17 protein-coding genes are annotated in these 19,779 nt (G+C 41.7%); 8 read left to right on the plus strand and 9 right to left on the minus strand.

The window, feature by feature from the left end:
• Nucleotides 1–91 precede the first annotated feature (91 nt).
• Nucleotides 92–1,300, minus strand: coding sequence for a helix-turn-helix transcriptional regulator (locus tag QQK00_RS00960; protein ID WP_284215611.1), 1,209 nt, complete (start codon nucleotides 1,298–1,300; stop codon nucleotides 92–94).
• Nucleotides 1,301–1,664: 364 nt separating this feature from the next.
• On the opposite strand from QQK00_RS00960, the gene QQK00_RS00965 reads away from it, so the two are divergent.
• Nucleotides 1,665–3,299 carry a S41 family peptidase gene (locus QQK00_RS00965; protein ID WP_284215612.1) on the plus strand — a complete coding sequence of 545 codons (1,635 nt, stop codon included), beginning with the start codon at nucleotides 1,665–1,667 and terminating at the stop codon, nucleotides 3,297–3,299.
• Nucleotides 3,296–3,697 carry a hypothetical protein gene (locus tag QQK00_RS00970; RefSeq protein WP_284215613.1) on the plus strand — a complete coding sequence of 134 codons (402 nt, stop codon included), beginning with the start codon at nucleotides 3,296–3,298 and terminating at the stop codon, nucleotides 3,695–3,697. Before QQK00_RS00965 ends, QQK00_RS00970 begins: the two co-directional genes overlap by 4 nt.
• 27 nt (nucleotides 3,698–3,724) lie before the next feature.
• Here the strand turns inward: QQK00_RS00970 and QQK00_RS00975 are convergent, their stop codons facing one another.
• From QQK00_RS00975 to recG, 5 genes are all read right to left on the minus strand, one after another.
• A complete protein-coding gene (locus QQK00_RS00975) occupies nucleotides 3,725–4,411 on the minus strand; it encodes a hypothetical protein (RefSeq protein WP_284215614.1) in 687 nt (228 codons plus the stop codon).
• Between the two features lie 41 nt (nucleotides 4,412–4,452).
• A complete protein-coding gene (locus QQK00_RS00980; protein WP_284215615.1) occupies nucleotides 4,453–5,106 on the minus strand; it encodes a LiaF domain-containing protein in 654 nt (217 codons plus the stop codon).
• 283 nt (nucleotides 5,107–5,389) lie between these two features.
• Nucleotides 5,390–5,863, minus strand: coding sequence for a peroxiredoxin (locus QQK00_RS00985; RefSeq protein ID WP_284215616.1), 474 nt, complete (start codon nucleotides 5,861–5,863; stop codon nucleotides 5,390–5,392).
• Between the two features lie 32 nt (nucleotides 5,864–5,895).
• Entirely contained in the window at nucleotides 5,896–6,723 is an 828-nt protein-coding gene (locus QQK00_RS00990) for a class I SAM-dependent methyltransferase (protein WP_284215617.1), read from the minus strand.
• Entirely contained in the window at nucleotides 6,716–8,791 is a 2,076-nt protein-coding gene (recG, locus tag QQK00_RS00995; protein WP_284215618.1) for an ATP-dependent DNA helicase RecG, read from the minus strand. The genes QQK00_RS00990 and recG overlap by 8 nt, the downstream gene beginning before the upstream one ends.
• Before the next feature lie 229 nt (nucleotides 8,792–9,020).
• On the opposite strand from recG, the gene QQK00_RS01000 reads away from it, so the two are divergent.
• Nucleotides 9,021–9,935 (plus strand): LamG domain-containing protein, encoded by a 915-nt coding sequence (locus tag QQK00_RS01000; RefSeq protein ID WP_284215619.1) that lies wholly within the window; start codon nucleotides 9,021–9,023, stop codon nucleotides 9,933–9,935.
• Nucleotides 9,936–9,937: 2 nt separating this feature from the next.
• On the opposite strand, the gene QQK00_RS01005 is transcribed toward QQK00_RS01000, so the two are convergent.
• Both QQK00_RS01005 and QQK00_RS01010 read right to left on the minus strand, forming a co-directional pair.
• Nucleotides 9,938–10,471, minus strand: a complete 534-nt coding sequence (locus QQK00_RS01005) for a hypothetical protein (RefSeq protein ID WP_284215620.1) — start codon at nucleotides 10,469–10,471, stop codon at nucleotides 9,938–9,940.
• Nucleotides 10,472–10,763: 292 nt separating this feature from the next.
• A complete protein-coding gene (locus tag QQK00_RS01010; protein ID WP_284215621.1) occupies nucleotides 10,764–11,408 on the minus strand; it encodes a peroxiredoxin-like family protein in 645 nt (214 codons plus the stop codon).
• 337 nt (nucleotides 11,409–11,745) lie between these two features.
• Here QQK00_RS01010 and QQK00_RS01015 point away from each other — a divergent pair, with 337 nt between their 5' ends.
• Genes QQK00_RS01015 through QQK00_RS01035 form a run of 5 tightly spaced genes read left to right on the plus strand, consistent with a single transcriptional unit; the run spans nucleotide 11,746 to nucleotide 19,060 of the window.
• Nucleotides 11,746–13,002 carry an efflux RND transporter periplasmic adaptor subunit gene (locus QQK00_RS01015; protein WP_284215622.1) on the plus strand — a complete coding sequence of 419 codons (1,257 nt, stop codon included), beginning with the start codon at nucleotides 11,746–11,748 and terminating at the stop codon, nucleotides 13,000–13,002.
• Nucleotides 13,003–13,011: 9 nt separating this feature from the next.
• Nucleotides 13,012–13,770, plus strand: a complete 759-nt coding sequence (locus QQK00_RS01020; RefSeq protein WP_284215623.1) for an ABC transporter ATP-binding protein — start codon at nucleotides 13,012–13,014, stop codon at nucleotides 13,768–13,770.
• Nucleotides 13,771–13,793: 23 nt separating this feature from the next.
• Nucleotides 13,794–16,283: an ABC transporter permease gene (locus QQK00_RS01025; protein ID WP_284215624.1), complete on the plus strand. Its 2,490-nt coding sequence runs from the start codon at nucleotides 13,794–13,796 to the stop codon at nucleotides 16,281–16,283.
• Between the two features lie 18 nt (nucleotides 16,284–16,301).
• Nucleotides 16,302–17,705, plus strand: a complete 1,404-nt coding sequence (locus QQK00_RS01030) for a sigma-54-dependent transcriptional regulator (RefSeq protein WP_284215625.1) — start codon at nucleotides 16,302–16,304, stop codon at nucleotides 17,703–17,705.
• On the plus strand, nucleotides 17,702–19,060 hold the full coding sequence (locus tag QQK00_RS01035; RefSeq protein WP_284215626.1) for a sensor histidine kinase: 1,359 nt from the start codon (nucleotides 17,702–17,704) through the stop codon (nucleotides 19,058–19,060). The genes QQK00_RS01030 and QQK00_RS01035 overlap by 4 nt, the downstream gene beginning before the upstream one ends.
• Nucleotides 19,061–19,066: 6 nt before the next feature.
• Here QQK00_RS01035 and trmH read toward each other — a convergent pair whose 3' ends face one another.
• Nucleotides 19,067–19,747, minus strand: a complete 681-nt coding sequence (gene trmH, locus QQK00_RS01040) for a tRNA (guanosine(18)-2'-O)-methyltransferase TrmH (protein WP_284215731.1) — start codon at nucleotides 19,745–19,747, stop codon at nucleotides 19,067–19,069.
• Between the last annotated feature and the right edge of the window lie 32 nt (nucleotides 19,748–19,779).

A 19,779-nucleotide genomic window follows, 5' to 3' on the forward strand; every position in this document is an offset into this window, starting at 1 on the left:
GTGTAAACACCACCATTAAAATAGTGTAAAGCTATTAATATCAAAAACTTAAGATACAATTATTTGTTATTATTTTGTAATAGATAAGTATCTACTTAGACAAGACTTCACCATCCAGTGACAGTGATTGTTGAAACTGAGAGGGGGTTTGGCCAGTTGCTTTTTTAAAGACTGTGCCAAAATAGTTTGAATTATTAAAACCGATAGCAAATGCGGTATCGGTTACCGACTGTGTTTCTAACAGTTTTTTTGCGCGTGAAATTCGCACATCTGTCAGGTATTGATTAATCGTTTTTCCCTCAGCATTTTTAAAAAGGCGCATGAGATAAGAACGACTCATGCTGACTCTTTTTGCTAAACGCGCAATATCTAATTCTTGCTGAAAATGTTGCTCAATGTATTGCTTAGTTTCTGCAACAACATCATCCGTTGTTGAAGCATGGGGATTTTTAATCAGTACTGATGCTTCGACCGCCTGCGCTTTCACTAAATTGCTGATTTGTTCTATGTTTTCGCTTTGCTCTATTTTTTGAGTTTGAATCGCATTTTTAGCCAAAATGACCTTCGGATCTGCACCCGCCTTCATTTGCGCTTCAGACAATCTGTTGAGTATCTGCCTTACTCGCAATTTATATACAGGAAGATCGCCACCAGACAAGGCATTAATGTCTGTCAATAAGCGGTCTAGCTCAGGCGAAAAATCACTACTGTTTGATTGCACTAAAAACTGCATCTCATCAATCAATGCGCCTGCTTCGCCCTTCATATCTCTAAGGTCGCTAAATACAGCCCATGCCCAACAAAGCGCGGTAACAATAGAGCCGGCATAATACATTAGGAAAAGGTGTCCCCAGTAACTCCCCATAGAAAACAAACAATAAAACGCCAACGAACCCAAAATAAACGCGATGAGTTGTTTGCTTTGATGACTTACAACGGCAATGTAAAGCAATATAATGTTGGGAACTGTACCAAGTAATAAAGACGCCGTAATTTGTACATTGTGTGCTAAAGCAATCGTAACAGAAAATGGAAAGGCATCAGCCGCATCAGGTGAAAAGATTGCATGCCGCTCACTTGCGTCCATGAACACCACATACATTATCGAGCATATGCCCCCGATAATAAAAGGGAGTATTTGCAATAGCCTACCCATTTTAAAACCGCATTGCATTGCATTAGCGACCAGCAACGCAGGCATTCCAACCGTGAACAACAAACTAATTCTTAGATATAGGATTAAACTTGCATCTTTACCAAGTAAATAGTTTTGCAAAATGGGACCGATTTGAAACGCCACAAGACATACTAAAAAGCAAATATAGAATTTGTATTGAGAAGCTAAGCGTTTGCGAACTACCGCAAAGTACACTGCAACAACAAGCAGAAGTTGCGACGATAATAGCGGCAAGAATAAGGTTTTTATCGCAAAGATTGGATCGTCATACATATATAAACACGTTTAAGTACTGTGGCATGTCATCAATGGCATTAAAAAGATACTGAAAATAAGTAAAGTATCCATCTTAACCTAATTAACCCGAGGATGGACATTCGAAAACCAATTTCAGTAGGACTAGCCCAAAGAATTAAGTATACTCATCCGACCATATTCACAAGTGGTGAATAGTGGAAGTACAAACAAAAGGATTTATGGAGGTTTCATGAAGACAGTTCCTTTGCTTGCATCAACAATTTTATTCACGCTTTTCATCTCTGCATGTGGTGGAGGTGGTGGCAGCGCACCTCGTCCTTCACCTGTTAACCCAACACCTAAACCACCAGCAGAAAGTCGCTGGACGGCTGGTGTATTTCCTGATGAAAGTGAGTTCAAAGATAAATGTGCAGTCGTACGCACGACAAATGATATCGACGGAAACCCATATCCGGATACCTTAGGCACTAGCTTTGACGAAAAAATGTGGCTTCGTTCATGGAGCAACAATACCTACCTATGGTATGACGAAATACGCGACCGCAATCCAGATGACTTTGCCAGAACGCTCGACTACTTTGATATATTAGTCACTGAGCAACGCACCGCGTCTGGCGCACAAAAAGATAATTTTCACTTTGCCCAACCAACAGAAGAATTTGAATCATTCTCCGAAACGGGCAGTAGTTCGGGCTATGGGATTAACTGGGCGTTTATTTCTAGTACACCGCCTCGCAACCTGACCATATCAACAATAGAAGCTGATTCACCAAGCAGTGAACAAGGGCTACAGAGAGGTGATCGACTTATCAGCATCAATGGCATCGACTTTGTTGATAGCAGTGTTGATAGTGACGTAGACGCAATTAACGCGGCATTGCGCCCGAGTGAGGACGCTGTAGAGACAGAATTCGTATTCGAACGAGTAGATGGTTCAGAAATTAACGTGACACTGACCTCAGGTACCTTTTCTACCTCATTTGTGAACAACGCAAAAGTCATTGACACCAATGCTGGACGCGTTGGCTATGTGCGATTTGATGGCTTCCAACGCCCGGGGCAAACCCCATTAATTAACACCTTCCAACAATTCATTGACGAAAACGTGACCGAGCTAGTGCTGGATATTCGGTACAATGGTGGTGGTTTGGTCGCAATGTCTGCACAGCTTGGCTATATGATTGCCGGGCCAAATCAAACAAATAATAGAAATTTTGAAACATTTCAATTTAATGATAAACACCCTACGATAGACCCACTGACTGGGGATGTTATTCGACCAGTTCCCTTTTTTGATCGCGAAATCGACTGGGAATCCGGCCGCTTCACTAACAACACCTTGCCAAATCTAGGATTAACGAGGGTTTATGTCATTACCACTGAAGACACTTGCTCAGCGAGTGAATCGTTAATCAATGGCCTACGCGGTATCGACGTTGAAGTAGTGCAAATTGGTGGCACAACGTGCGGAAAACCTTTTGGTTTTCAAGCTACTGACAATTGCGGCACAACCTACTTTACGATTCAATTCCAAGGCGTAAATGATAAAGGTTTTGGCGAATTTTCCGACGGTTTTAAACCACTGAGTAATCCACAATTTGACGATGAGCTGCCGGGTTGTGAAGTAAATGACGACTTTACTAAATCATTAGGCGACGAAAATGAAGGAATGCTTTCCGCCGCGCTGTTTAAATTGAACAACGGCACATGCCCGACTGCGACAAATGCAACGACTACAGCCCATGCCTCGAAAAAGTCATCGTCTACAAATAGTAAAGGTGACATATTCGATACACGATATCGTTCATTTTTGCTTGAAAACAGTATATACACCGAACTAGAAACATTGGATAGTCAGCAATGAAGTTAATCATACTGACATCCACGGTATTACTTTTCTTGGGGGTTGGTTGTATGCACACGCATAATGAAATAAGCACCGAAGGCAATACGGGAGAGCCAACGCCCGCGCGTATTACCGAATTATCAACTAACGACAAAAAAATGCTACAAGATGCTGCACGTACTTTGCTATTTGGTCGAAAAATTACCTTGTCGAATACGGTATTTAGTAAACAAAATACCGTATTCGTCGAACGTCGGTCAAAACAAAATGAACAAGGTAAGATAATTGACGGTCGACAGCGTGAAATTGCAGCCATTGTGCTTTCTTTATGGTTAGAGAATGGTGAATGCTACTTACAACGTAATGATACAAAAGATAAGGTGAAACTGAATAACGCAGGTTGTCAGTCTCTTTAGTGTTTATTAAATTTACGTTCTTGATGCTTAAACCATGGCTAATATCGATTTATTTAGCCAGTCTAGTACCCTATGCCAATTAGAATAAGTTGCTGAACAACGCTTATCAATGTCAATAAGCAACGCGCCGCTAGCATCAACAACCGGCTTTTTCGGCATAGATTTTAAGATTAACCCGTCTTCTGTCACATAAATTGTGTACACCAAGGCGGTATCTATCTTAAAGTACACAGACGACCCATACTGGGTGTCTACTAAAAAGCTTGACCCACCATCTAAAGGACTTGACTTAAACACCGGTAACACAATTGCCGGTGTTAAATCGTAACGCTGCTGCATCATATTTTTTGAGGTAATCGCTGTATCAACTGTATTTAAAACAGTGTCTCGCGCTGATAAACGATCAAATTGATAGATTGCTTTTACGCCAAGTACCGTTAACCAGCTTTGCCATTTCAAAAAACTAGCATCAATCTGTACTTGTTTACTATCAATATCAAATACTTGCGTGTCGCATGTATCCAAAAAGGTCATATTGATCTGGTACTGACTGTTAACGCCCGCAAACGCCGATACGCTTGCAACCGGTGTTTCTTGGTCAAACTGCTGATATAGCCAAAAAGGGGACGCGGTTAAGCCTATGCCGACAAAAATACACGAACTAATACTGGCCCATTTTATACAGCGAACAAGCGTAACCAATTTAGCAATCATGCTTTCCTATTGTGATTATACTTATGTTGCAAAGTACTCTACTACTTATCTTTACCATCAAAAACGGTACGCATTTGGCGCGCTAGTGCAACAAACTTTTCTTTTATTGTTGTCTTAATTTTAATATCAAGACCACCAAAAAGCACTAAGCCTTCAACTCGAATAACAGGAGCTTGTTTATCAGCAATAGACGGTGCTTTATTGTCGATGCCACCAGCAATACAAAACGCTGAAGATATAATATTTACATTTTCTGGCACGAAAATATCACTGCCACCAAACAAGGTGAATACCCGAATAGTCACTTTTTGCGAAGTAAATACGGCATCGGTAAAGTCAAGTTCGCTTCCGCCCATAATTGAAACCAAATTGATTTTAGAGGGTACAATCCAGCGTCCACTGCGCTCATTGCCGCCGAGTATACTCACAACATTCATGTCGCCTTCATCTGCGTTGGCATCGTAATTAATACTAAATTGTTTTTCTTGTTGCTGCTTAATATAGTCGTCTTTGGGCGGTGATAGATCTTTTACTTGCTCAATAATTTCTGCATGACTCGTGCTTACCGTTGCTACGTCTAATCGTCGTTCAAAGGCCGATTCTGAAATAATTGCATGGCTGTAGTTATAAATAAGTGTATCGATGGTTTCTTCTCTTACACTTTCAATGGGTCGGTCTTCCAGAATAACAGGCATGGCATCCTCGCGAATTGGTCAATTTAACTAAACATTATACGACAAAAGGCAAATATCGTAGCACCTTGCGATATACAGCAGTATATATGCCATTATTTAAGTTATTGTTTTTACTAAAATAAGTATGGTAGCGCAATACCTACACTGTGAAAAAAGCCAAAATATAGACTTTTTCGCCACATTTGTTAATCCTGATCATATTGGTGTAGCAAAACCAAAGATAAGTCGCAAACTAAGCCGTGTACCCACACTGAATAGTTTAGCGACTTTTTTACATCTACATCTAAAGCGATTTCAGCATCGTTTCGGCATCGCTAACTTCAAAGCGACCTGGGTCTTCCAAATTTAAGGCTTTCACAATACCATCCTCTACCAGCATACTGTAACGTTGTGACCTAATGCCGCCAAAACTATCGGTGTCCATATCTAAACCGATGGCCTGTGTAAATTGTGCATTTCCGTCCGCCAACATAATCACATGCTCGGCATTTAACGCTTTACCCCAAGCATCCATTACAAAGGCATCATTTACTGATAGACAAACAATACTGTCGACACCTTTATCAGACAATTTATCAGCTAATGCAACATAACCGGGTAAATGTGCTTGCGAGCACGTAGGCGTAAACGCGCCGGGTACCGCAAACAACACTACTTTTTTATTCGCGAATAAATTGTTGGTATGTGGATTAATCATCTCGCCATCTTTTATTTGAGAAAATGTTGCTTCTGGCAGTGTTGCACCTACTTCAATCATATATGCTCCTTTTGCATGTAAAGATTTAGTCATTATTTTTGAATATACACATCGAAACGATGTTTCTTGGACTTTATCGCCATATCAGGCAATCGCGCTTCGGCATTATCAATGGGATCCGCGTAATTTGGCCGTTTTACTACAATACGTTGTTTTGCGCGTTTTAGCGCAACATCAATCAGCTTATGACTATCAGTGTCTGCGCCCAACAACATCTGAAACGCCTGCATTTCTTTTTTTACCATAGCCGATTTCTTTTTATGCGGAAACATCGGATCTAGATAAACAACATCAGGTAGAGGGTCAATTGATTGTAAATATTGACTCGCGTCAGCGTGTCGTAGCTGCATTCGTGACGCAATATCTAGTGCTGCCTCATTCGCACGATGAATGCCATCTTCAAGTAATGCAGCCACCACTTTGCTTCGTTCAAGCATGGTGACCGTGGCGCCAACACTGGCCATAACAAAACTATCGGTCCCCATTCCAGCTGTACAATCAACAACAGTAAGTACTTCTTTACTTTTTATTCCTATAGCTTTGGCCAAAGGCTCTTTACGCCCACCACCGTGTTGTTTTCGATAAGCGAGTGCCGCTGATGCAAAATCGACGCGAATATCAGACCATGAAGGCTCCGAAGACAAGCGTAACACTAGTCCATATTTGGTAAATACTAACTGCCATTGTTTACCTGCAAATTTGTGTTTACGCTGTTCTGGTGCAAGCTGAAAAACCTCAAAGCCCGTTTTAGTCGACAATGCTTTGGCGTTTTCATGAGCACTAAGACTGCCGGTATCTTCAATGAGAATAACGGTTTTTATCTCATCATCTTTACTGACGTCGCAACCAGATTTAGGCATTACTGTAGTCATCCTTGTACGCCAACCATCTATCTACAAGCTTAAGTGATTGTTTGCGATGTGCATGCCACATGGTATCCGCCATATTTTTTATGCTATCGATTAACCATGCGTCTCGCACCAAATCGGCTATTTTTAAATCGGCAATACCAGTTTGTTTTGTACCTAAGAGCTCACCTGGTCCTCGAATTTCTAAATCCATTTCTGCAATGTAAAAGCCATCGTTTGATTCTCTTAAAACACCAAGTCGCTTACTTGCTGTTTTTGACAATGGGTTTTGATACATCAACACGCAGTGACTTTCGATGGAACCTCGGCCTACCCGACCTCTGAGTTGGTGCAATTGCGCCAGCCCCAAACGCTCTGGATTCTCAATAATCATTAAACTCGCATTCGGCACATCGACACCCACTTCAATAACTGTTGTTGCCACCAGTAAATCTAGCGTTCCAGCTTTAAATTCATCCATAATGCCTTGCTTTTCCGAGGCTTTTAATCTGCCGTGCACCAGTCCGACGGCTAAATCAGGCAGTGCGGTACGTAAACTAATGGCGGTATCTTCCGCAGCCTGACATTGCAATACATCCGATTCTTCTATGAGTGTGCACACCCAATAAATTTGTCGTTTGTCTTCTTTTGCCGCACTTCTTACTCGTTCAATGATGTCTGCACGCCGAGAATCAGGTAACACAACGGTTTTCACAGGTGTGCGCCCTGGCGGTAACTCGTCGATAATAGACGTATCTAAATCTGCGTATGCAGTCATTGCCAAGGTACGAGGGATCGGGGTTGCAGTCATAATCAACTGATGCGGAAACTTACCTTGTTTTTCACCTTTTTGTCGCAACGCTAGCCGTTGATGCACACCAAAGCGATGTTGCTCATCAACAATCACTAAGGCTAAATTCCTATAGTTTACACTCTCTTGAAAGATGGCATGCGTACCCACTAGTATGTCTATTTCGCCGTTTTCAAGTGCTTCTATGGTTGTTGCTCGTGCTTTACCTTTAGATTTTCCAGCTAACCACCCAACGCTTATGTCAAGAGGCTCTAGCCATGCTTTAAAATTATTCGCGTGTTGTTCGGCCAGTAGCTCTGTTGGAGCCATCAAGGCAACTTGATAACCTGCACTAATCACAGATAGCGCCGAGAGCGCTGCGACCAAGGTCTTACCAGAACCTACGTCGCCTTGTACTAGGCGCATCATAGGCAAAGACAAGGCTAAATCGTGTTCTACTTCTTCAACCACTCGCCGCTGAGCACCAGTCGGTTGAAATGGCAATGTATCCAAAAATCGTCGCTTTAAGCCATTGTCGACTAAAATACTGATACTAGGATCTTGGTTACTCAGTTCTCTAACCTTCAACATGCTGATGTGGTGCGCTAACATTTCTTCAATGATCAGTCGCAGCTGAGCAGGATGCTTGCCTTCGGTCAATGTTTCCAGATCCACCTCTGGTGTCGGCCGGTGCACAAGCTGAAGTGCTTCTGTCAATGACAACTGGTTGTCATAAAGACCTGTGGGCAATAAATCCACTAAGGCCCCTTTTTTCAACTGTTGGAGTGCCTGTTTTGTGAGCTTTCGTAAGGTAAGTTGATTTACACCTTCGGTAGTAGGGTAAACAGGGGTAAGTGTTTCTTCCATGCCGGTTTGGCTGCCATCCTCTACTGACTTGTATTCAGGATGCATTATTTCTAAGCCCGACGGGCCGGTTCTTACTTCTCCAAATGCCCTGATAGTTTTTCCAGTAACAAAACCCTTTAGTTGCGCGGCGGAGAAATGGAAAAAACGTAAACTGATACTTCCTGTACCATCATTGAGTTTGACAATGAGCATCCGCTTACGACCATATTTAATGTCTGCAGACATGACTTCACCCTGCACTGACACATGCAAATAGGCATGTAAATCTGCAACGGCATACAAACGAGTACGATCTTCATATCGTAAAGGCAGGTGAAAAACCACGTCCTGTAGCGTCTTCAAACCCAGTTTTTCTAATTTTTCGGCAACTTTCGCACCAACCCCTTTTAATGTGGTGACTGGCGTATCAACTAAAGAGCGCATTAGTTAAGCAGTATCTCATTGTTTCCATGGGTAAAGAGTATCAAACTATTAATTACTGAACACCCTATCATTTGGTACAGTATCAAATAACATTCAAATCAATGTGAGTATTTATGTTACAAGTGGTTAAAAAGACATTTACTTACATCATACGCATTGTTTGACATATATTTTTTAGATAGATTAACCAAAAGCGCCAAAAAAATTCTTCTTACAAGTGATATACACCATGCAAAAGCCCCAAAAATCAAAAATCTTAGCACCTATATTATTTGCGGCCACCACTTTGTTAGTTATGCAAAGTGCTGCCGCAAAAACGACGTCAATACAAAAAATAGATGTAAACCTTGCTGACCCAAACCTGCCAAGTTTTACCTCTTTTAATGACACTACGCCTAACAATATGATCTGGGAAAAGGTAGATAAATTCTCAGACGAATTTGATCATTGGAATGACACCAAGTGGATCAAAACGAATTGGAATTACGGTAACACACCGGTCAATATGCTAAATAAAAACTCCGGCGTATCTAACGGATACTTATGGATAAAAGCCACGTTAAATAAGCAAAGCAAAGACCAATGGTTTGAAACCTCAAGAGTCAGATCTAAAGCAAAAATTAAATATCCAATGTATACAGAAAGTCGTATTAAAACTGCGCATATTTCTGCTTACAATACGTTTTGGCTAAATAATGGTGATATTGATGACCGCGATGAAATTGATATCATCGAAAATAACTCTAACCCGTCAAAGATGTTTAAATCCCACTATCCTTGGGAGATGCACTCTCAATACTTTGTTGTAAAAAACGGCAAAACAGAGCGCAATAAAGGTGACTTCAGCAATAAAAAATTATCGAAAGGTAATACACTTAGAGGTGTGCCTTGGAACGAGGCGTATCACGTATATGGCGCATGGTGGAAAGATGCTCACAATGTGCAATTTTACCTAAATGGTGAACCTGCTGGCAGCATCAGAAGCAAACAACCTTTTACGCTCGAGCAGCATTTAATTTGGGACTTATGGACTCAAGATTCGTCGTGGGTTGGTGGCTTACCTGACAAAGAAGACCTACTTGACGACACCATCAATACAATGAAAATTGATTGGGTTAGGACGTGGCGTTTAGTAGAAAAATAATCCTAGAAGCTGGATTGAAACGAAAAGCTTAAAAACCGAGAAGATCCTGTGTCTACATGTTGGTTAACGGCGTTCCAAGAAATACTCGTATCAGATGGTTGTAGCCAAACCATTCCGAGGCTATAAAATGCGTTTTCGCTACCTCTAAATCGTTGACTATAACCCACTCTAAATGTGGATTCATATGCGCTAATAAGGCTTGGTGTTTCTGAGATATGCTGCCATTGATAGTTATCACCAAAGGGAATCGCGACGGGAATATCTTTAAGCAGCGTATTTAAAATTTTGTCTGAACGGCTTTCAGGTATATCGTTTGGCGCCGCAGGTGCTTGTAAACTGAGGAAAGTATTTTCGTTCAGTTGAATGTTAAAGCTTTCAACATCACTGAATAAGCTCGTCGCGCCAAACGCCTCAGGTGAAGTATTGCGTTTAAATTTACTGTCGTTCGATTCAGTCATATTTACTTGCGCGCTAACGGAGATAGGCATTAAGCCACTCACGATAACAACCAATAAACTCGACAAATAATTTTTCATAACTGCCACTTCATAAATTCCGACAGTTGCAATATATCTGATGAGGACGAATGTTTAGATATGAAAATTGAAAATTGGTATATCAATTAATACCAAAAAACCACAATCCTTTGTTTTAATTGTACTTTGTATTGTCATTAAATAAAAAAACCAAACAAAAATCGGATTCAACAATCTCCTTCTAATTTGGTTTTCTATTTTCGCGTAAATTGCGTTTAGCTAACTAAATCACTCTCTATCTTACTCACCATACGCAGACGCACTGCGGATACATGCATACATACTTAAATAACTACTTAGCTGGCTGTTTAACTAATTTTGCCGCACTAAGCACCAACTCAGCCGAAGGGCGAACTCTAAAATTAGGATTCACATAACTAAATTGGATATTGCCTTGTGTGTCACTAATAAAAATTGCTGGCGCTGGCAACACAGCACGCTCATTCGTGTCTGGTGTTAGCTCTACGTTCATACGATCTTTATATAATTTTCGTGTATCGTCCGGCACATAAAACCCAATGCCAAAACCTTTAATCGCCTCTAAATCTGCATCAGAAATTAACTGCGCAGCAAACTCCGTTTCAAGTTTTTGTGACTGCAACTTTTCAGGTGTTTCTGGCGAAATAGCTAAGATTTGATAACCTTCCTTAAGCAAATCTTGTTCGATATCTTTAAGTTCAGCCAATTGACGAGAACAATACGGACACCACCCACCTCGATAGAACACTATAACGCTAGGCTGTTGCAAGAGCATCGCCTTTAAACTAACAGGATCTCCCTCCGGGGTTTTAACCATCACGTTAGGAATTGCCATACCATTAAGTAGCGGCGTTACATCTTCTGCGTTTTCCGCAACTTTTGATCGATCTAATGCAAACGTCGATAGACTGAATAACGCCATGACGCTAAATATAAAATATTTTATTGGTTTGCTCATTTTTTATGTTCTCAATTGGTTTGTTTTTATAAATTTTATTGCCTGTCATTGGGGTGTTACTCGATGCGTAAATTAGACACACTCTTTGTTTTACGCTCACTGCCATGACCGGCGAAGTCGCAAGATTATTCCCATCGTAATGCCTTTTGGGTATGCAATCGCCTCTCGAAATCGGAACACATCCATAATTTAGTCGTCCCGATTTCGAAACCTCTGCTGTCTAACATGCTCACGATATAAACTAAATTATTGTTTTTTATAATAATAATTATTGGTACAGAACCTGCTAATCATAAATCCAAGGGTATCAATCACGCTTAAATTTGGAGTATGGGTTGTGGATATAGTACGAAAAAAAACATCTTCTGGACGTAAAAAAAAATGGCTTATTGCTATATCAGGTGTTGCTTTTGCCTTACTCGCTTCTTTCGGTGTTTATTCGATTAGTTCGTCCACAACGGCAATTAAGAAAGACGCATTGATTCTGGATGTTGTTAAACAAGATGAATTTTTGGTAACGGTAAGAGGAATGGGCGTGCTAACACCCAAAAATGAACGTTGGATTTCTACAGATGTTAGCGCCTCTATCGAACAAATATTCGTTAAAGCTGGCACAAATGTTAGCGCCGGCGAACCTATTTTAAAACTGAATAATCCAAGCCTCGTTCAAGAATTTGAAGAAAGCCAATGGGCCTTACAAGAAGCCATTGCAACCCAAAATGCTTTGAAAGTCTCGCTTGAAACCGACCTCATCAACCTTGATGCAGCCGTTATTGAAGCAAAACTAAATTATGAACGCTCAACACTCACGCTAAATGCGCAACAAACCCTAATGAGTCAAGGAGTAAATGCGGTATCTCAAATTGATTTCGAAAGTAGCAAAATAGAGGTCGCTCAGGACAAACAGCGCTGGGAATTGGCAAAACGGCGATACGAAAGCCAACAACGCAATATGGGCGCGCAAATGCAAGCCAGCGACGCTCGACTTAACCGAGTACGAGAGTTGGTTAACCGACTGAATCGACGTGTGCAAGCACTCACTGTTTCTTCGCAGACTGATGCTATTGTTCAAGAATTATCTGTTGAACTGGGAGAAAGAGTCTCTGCAGGAGCAAACCTCGCGAGAATTGCCTCGCGAAATGAATATATTGCAGAGTTACGAATCCCCGAATCCAAAATTTCTGATGTACTAATGAACCAAGCTGTGTCCTTAGATTCTCGCAGTTCAATATTTTCCGGCAATGTCATCCGTATCGATCCGAATGTTGTGAATGGCTTAGTCCAAGTAGATGTTGCTATTCGAGGCGCTACACCCGTAGAAGCTAGACCAGACCTTACAATAGAAGGCGTCATAGAAATTGCTAAAAAAGCGAATGCCTTATTTGTAAAACGTCCCGTATATGCGCGGAGTAAAAGTACATCGCCCGTTTATGTACTTAGCAGCAATGGTAAGCAAGCTGAAAAAAAGATGGTCGAGTTCGGTCAATCTACCAGCACGCACATTGAAGTCATTGCAGGCATTCGCGCAGGGCAACAAATTATTGTGTCCGACGCAACGCAGTGGGAAAACAATCAAATAATACAAATTAATTAGGAATTTACTATGTCAATTGATGCTACATCTACAAATCCGAACGCGGAAAAAGTCAACGACCTGCCAATTGTGCAACTTATTGGTATCAATAAAGTGTTTTACGCTGATGATCTCGAAACCCACGCCTTAAATGACGTAAATCTCCAAATTACAAAGGGAGAATATATATCGATTACAGGGCCATCGGGTTGTGGCAAATCGACGTTATTGTCTCTACTAGGCCTTCTCGATACCGCGACTGGCGGAGAGTACACCTTAGCAGGTCACAATACCCACGGCTTAAGTAGAGAAGAACGCGCAGCCATCCGCAATAAAGAAATAGGGTTTGTATTCCAAGCATTTAACCTCATCAGTGATTTAAGCGTCGCAGAAAATATAGAGTTGCCTCTTACATACCGTAATGATATTTCAAAAGCCTTACGTCAATCGATGGTAGAAGACGCGCTACAGAAAGTGGATATGCAACATCGCGCAAATCATTACCCATCACAACTATCAGGTGGTCAACAGCAACGCGTGGCTGTAGCAAGAGCGATTGCAGGCAATCCATCACTCATTTTAGCGGATGAACCCACTGGTAATCTGGATTCAAAAAATGCCGCCGTTGTGATGTCTTTACTCGACCAATTACACCAGCAAGGCGCTACCATTTGCATGGTAACTCATGATCCTAAATCTGCGTTGCGCGCCCAACGCACAATTGAAATCTTCGACGGTAAAATTGTTGTTGACCAAATTAACGAAGTTACACAAGCCATTGCTGTATAAAGGCAACGAGAAGGAATGTAATTATGTCTGTCGCTATTGATATTAAATATGCAGCTCGCTTGCTAGCAAAAAAACCAAGATTTACTGCATTGACCATCCTCATTGTTGCTATCGGCTTGGGATTAACGCTTTATACCTATTCGTTGCTAAACCAATTGCTGTTTAGTGATATTAAATTTGCGGACAATAAACCGGTGTACATCATTGAAGGCACCTATGACAAAACGCACTTGGAGCGACGCGAGGCAAACGCCATAGACTTGTACAACTTAAAAAACGACACGTCAATAATCGACGAGCTCGGTTTATATGTTGAAGGCACGACGTTTGTCGGCGAACCTGGTGGCACTCTTCGAAAGTTTAACGCATCTTATGTGTCATCTAATTTATTCTCTTTCACCGGCATCAAACCAATGTTAGGCAGGAGTTTGCTGCCAAGTGACCATGAAGACGGCGCTGAGGAAGTACTCGTTATTGGGTATGACATGTGGCAAGGCTACTTTAACGGAGAACAAGATATTGTTGGTAAGACCGTATCAATTGATGGAGATGACCCTGCAAAAATCGTAGGAATAATGCCGCAAGGCTTTGCCTTCCCTGCAATAGCCGACATGTGGCAACCGCTTGACGAAGAAGCCATAGCCCCGACAAAACGCAATAGACGCTGGGTGTCATCATTTGTAAAATTGAAAGATAGCATATCTTTGAATGAGGCTAGGTCAGTACTCAAAACGACAAACCTAAGCATTGCCAACTCATTAGATGACAATTGGCGCTGGTTAGTGGACGACGGCGAGTACCTCACTATCGAGCCGATGAAAAAAGCGCATCTATTGCAGTATCACGGGATGTTTATCGCACTCATGTTTGTTGTTATTTTGATCTTGGCACTTGCTTGTATAAACGTAGGGAACCTCTTGCTTTCAAGAGTCAACGAACGCATAAAGGAAGTAGCCGTTCGCATTGCATTGGGCGTGCCGCAACAACGGCTTATTCTACAAATGCTGCTTGAAAGCATATTCATTTGTTCAATTGGTGGAATTCTAGGTTTATTGCTAGCAGGTTACGGCTTAGATATCACAAATTCAGTGTTACGCGATATCTTTAAAATTGATGGGTATATGCCTTACTGGTGGTCACTGGCAATAGACGGGTCTGGCATTGCATTACTAGTGGCGACCGTGATTTTAATGATTGTTGTTACCGGCCTAATTCCCGCAACCCAATCACTCCGTAGTGACTTTAATGCACTATTGCGTGATGGCACTCGAGGTGCCTTAAGTAAAAGAGCAGCGCGCACCACAAAAGTGTTGGTTGTTTCTGAAATAATCTTGTCGTGTGTGGTACTTATCATGGCAAGTATCATTTTAATATCAACTTATTCAGCGAGTAACGCGGATTACGGCGTCGAAACAGAGAACCGTTTAACAGCAACGTTGCAATTGCCGCCCTCAGAATTTGAAATTCGATCTGACACAGAATTCGAATATGAAGATCGCCTTCGTCGTTCTGCTTTTTATTATGCATTGAAAGACGAATTGACCCGCCGAGATAATATCGAAAATGCCATATTCATGACCCAACTTCCCGGTACTGGCGGTGGTACCAGCTATTTTGAAATCGAAGGTAGAGCCGCAGAGGTGTTTGACGAAAACCCATACAGCAACAACGAAGGTATATCGCACGGCGAGTTGAACACACTGGGTATGCGCGTAGTCGATGGCCGTGATTTTAACTTTCAAGACGCTGAGGATGGTGCGCGCAGCATATTAGTCAACGAATCAATTGCACGAGATTTTTTCCCTGAGGGTGATGCAGTTGGCTCAAGAGTGCGAAGAGCTAGTCAAGCCCAAGAAAATACCAACGACTGGTTTACCATCGTCGGCGTGGTATCTGATACTTTTCATGGTTCGTTAATGGATATATCTAGTGCACAATACAACACTTACCATTCCATGGATAACTGGGGACCTTGGAGAATGCAAATTGCGCTACATTATGTTGGTCACGAACAATTAGCTCGCAATACATTAATCGATGCCATCAACACGGTAAACAGTAATGTAGGTATGTACAATCTTCAAAGTTACAACGAGCTCATCAAAAAACCGACCTTGCTTATTGCTTCCGTTAGCAAAATTTTCCTTATTTGTGGGATAGTGGCGGCATTTCTAGCGGCATCCGGTATATATGCAGTAGCTGCAAATAGTGTACAACAAAGAACGCAGGAAATTGGCGTTAGACGAGCCTTAGGTGCGCCTGACAACCTTATTGTCCGTATGTTCATTGTACAAGCAAGTTGGCAACTTATTGTGGGTGTATGCGCGGGCATTGGTATCTCCTTGTGGTTAATCAGTTTAATGTCGAGTACCATGGTATTTAGTCTGAATACATTGATCGTCGCGATGGTAGGTATGCCATTGATCATTGTATTCATGGTGTTACTAGCCACATTAGTACCCACTAAACGTGTTATAGAGAAAGAGCCAGCATATGCACTTCATTACAATTAGTGACTAGGACTATACTGTATGGAAACGTCTATTTTAGTCGCTGATGATGACGTAAGTATTTTGACCGCGTTACAACTACTGCTAACTGTTAACGGATTCAGCGTCACATGTGTTACGACACCGGTGGCGCTCATTGAGCAAGTTAAACGCAGAAAATTCGCGGCTGCATTAATTGATTTGAATTATCAAGCAGACACTACTTCAGGTAAAGAAGGGCTGGATGCTATCGAAACAATCAAAACCCTCGATAGCCACTTACCGATTATAGTAATGACAGGGTATAGCAGTGTCGATATCGCCGTCAAAGCAATGAAACTTGGCGCCGGAGATTTTATCGAAAAACCTTGGAACAACGAACGACTAATTTCAATTATCAATACCCAAATTAAACTTGGGCAAACGTTAACGCAAAATGCACGTTTATCCCAGGAAGTACAACATTTAAAAACCGCCGAAATTGGGATTGAATATGATGATGTTGTTGCTGAATCTCCGGCGATGCAACAAACATTACGGCAGTTAAAGAAGCTCGCGGCAAGTGATATGAGCATCTTACTTACCGGTGAAAATGGCACGGGTAAAAGTATGTTTGCAGAGTATATACACAAGCACTCAACGCGTGCAGAGCACTCCTTAGTATCCGTAAACATGGGAGCGATTACGGAATCTTTGTTTGAAAGTGAATTATTTGGTCACGTCAAAGGCGCATTTACCGATGCAAAATCACACCGCATCGGGCGCTTTGAACTTGCTGAAAATGGCAGTATTTTCCTTGATGAAATAGCTAACCTGTCAATGGCCCAGCAGGCTAAATTATTACGCGTGTTAGAAGAAAGCCAGTTTGAAAAAGTCGGCAGTAGTCAAACCCAACAAGTAGACGTGAGATTGATATCTGCTACAAATGCAGATTTGGCACAAATGATTGAACAAGAGACATTCAGACAAGATTTACTGTATCGTTTAAATACTGTAACGGTAGCATTACCGCCGTTGCGTGACAGGCTGGATGATATCCCAAAATTAGTCGCCCAATTTGTGCGTCACTTTGCCAAACAATATCGACTGCCTATCAAGCAACCGTCAAACGAGGCCATTCGACACCTTCAAGCACATGATTGGCCAGGCAACATTCGAGAATTACGGCATATTATTGAAAAAGCAATGTACTTGGCTGAAGGAAACACACTAGACACGGAAGATTTATCATTAAATTCGCAAGCGATAAGCATACGAAAATCACTTCAAGCAGAGTCATTTACAGGAAAGGATTGGCAAACTGCTTCACTTGAGTCCATCGAAAAAGAAGTCATTGAAAACCGCCTAAAAGCCTTTGACTTTAATCCAGTAAAAACAGCTGATTCACTGGGTTTGAGTAGGAGTGCATATTACCGTCGCATCGAAAAACATAAGTTGGGCCAATGAAATACATATTGTCTTCAGGAAAGTTAGCATTCGAAGACAAACTTGTCCGTATTGCCCTCATTGGATCAGTATTCACATTCTGCGTTGCTACTTATTTTGTCTTGGCATCCAGTGTTTCTATCTATCTAAAAATTCTGCTACTACTCGGTATATTCACTAGCCTAATTGCAATGGTATTCTACATTCGCTATGAGGTAACGTTTCAACTGCGTACATCAACAAATTTGGTTGATGCAATGGCCTCTGGCGATTTTAGTTTACGCGCCAATAATCGCGAAGTAAAAGGCGCGCTTGCAGACTTCAACAATTTGCTCAATGGCCTAGCAGACCGCCTTGCTCAGCAGAGTTTAATATCTAAGGAGCAGCAGGTATTAATATTCAAAATTATTAGTCAAATTGATGTGGCTATCGTCGCATGTAATCAACACAAGGCGATTACTCTCATGAACCCTGCGGCAGAAGCACTCTTTGATACCAACTTTGAAGAGAAACAAGCATGGCCTGTAGATTCTATTGGTTTACAAGCTGTATTTGACCATAGACCGTCAGAAGTATTTAGCCTCGACTTGCCACAAAAATCGTCAAAAGTGCTCGTTAGAACAGATACTTATTTAGAAGGTGGACAGATACAAACCATCATTTTTATTACTGATATCCAGCAAGTTCTAAGAGAAGAAGAACGGAGCGCATGGCAAAAGCTTTTACGCGTATTAAGCCACGAAATAAATAACTCGCTTGCACCAATCGCCTCTATCGCAGAAACGCTGAGTTCTCTTACTTCAAACGCTAAAGTGGGTGAAATACGAGATGATATTCATGAGCACTTAAATAATGGGTTACAAGTTATCAACGAACGCGCGCATAACCTAAATCACTTTATTCAAGACTATCAGCAACTTGCAAAACTACCAGAACCAAATAAATCCGTGACGTCTATATATAAGGTAATCAATGACGTCATTGGCTTATTCGAAGGTTGCGAGTTTACGCTTAAAGGCCGTGACCTAGAGGTGTTTGCCGACAACGAACAAATCCAACAAGTACTCGTCAATTTGATCAAAAATGCAGATGAGGCTAATCGAGCGTCATCGATAAAGTCGTCAGTATCGGAGATTGAAATCGAGCTTATTCAGTTAAATGCGATGCTTTCTATCGAAATAAAAGATCACGGGAATGGTATTCAAAACACTGAAAATTTATTCATACCTTTTTACACTACAAAGAAAAAGGGCTCAGGCATTGGCTTGTCACTAAGTCGGCAAATACTAAGAAACCACGGTGGTGAGCTGTATCTAATCAACTCAGACGACGAGACATTTGGCGCTGTCGCGAAAATGCACCTGCCCTCAACCTAAACATAGTTATTGGCTATATTGAAGCGCTTGCCACCATACTTCAGGTGCGTCAATGCATCCACTGTCGTCAATATGCGGAATAGGCAAATTTCGACGTAAGCATTCTTGATACAGCACTGGAAATCCACCCTCGAAAAGTATTTCTTGTTTTTCTATTTCTGGAATTTTTCCCTTACCATACATACCCGCGTCAGATCGTTGGCGTTGCGCCTCATACAAAACGGTAGCCGCTGCAACGGACACATTTAACGACTGCACCATACCAATCATGGGTACAACGATTGATTGATCAGCTAGTTCGACTGCTTCTTCAGTCGCCCCATCTTTCTCTTGGCCCATAATAATTGCGGTAGGCTTTGTGTAGTCAACCTGTCTAAAGTCCACGGCAGTATTGTCTAGATGAGTCACTAACACTTGCATGCCTTGGGATTTTAAATGGGAAACTGCGTCAGCCGTAGTATCATGATGCTTGTTTCTTACCCAAATCTGACTGCCTAAGGCCGTACCTTTACGTAATTCTGGGTTTCCCGCCCAAACGGCATGCACTTGATGGATACCAACAGCATCGGCGGTGCGAATGATCGCCGACACATTATGAGGTTTGTGCACTTCTTCCATTAGCAGCGTCAAATCATGTTGACGCTGAGACAACACTTGTTGAATTCGAGCAAAACGCTCAGGTGACATACATTGTTGCAAGGGCTTACTCCGACAACGCT

It is taken from the genome of Agaribacter marinus (assembly GCF_030160655.1).
Classification (GTDB): Bacteria; Pseudomonadota; Gammaproteobacteria; order Enterobacterales; family Alteromonadaceae; genus Glaciecola; species Glaciecola marina.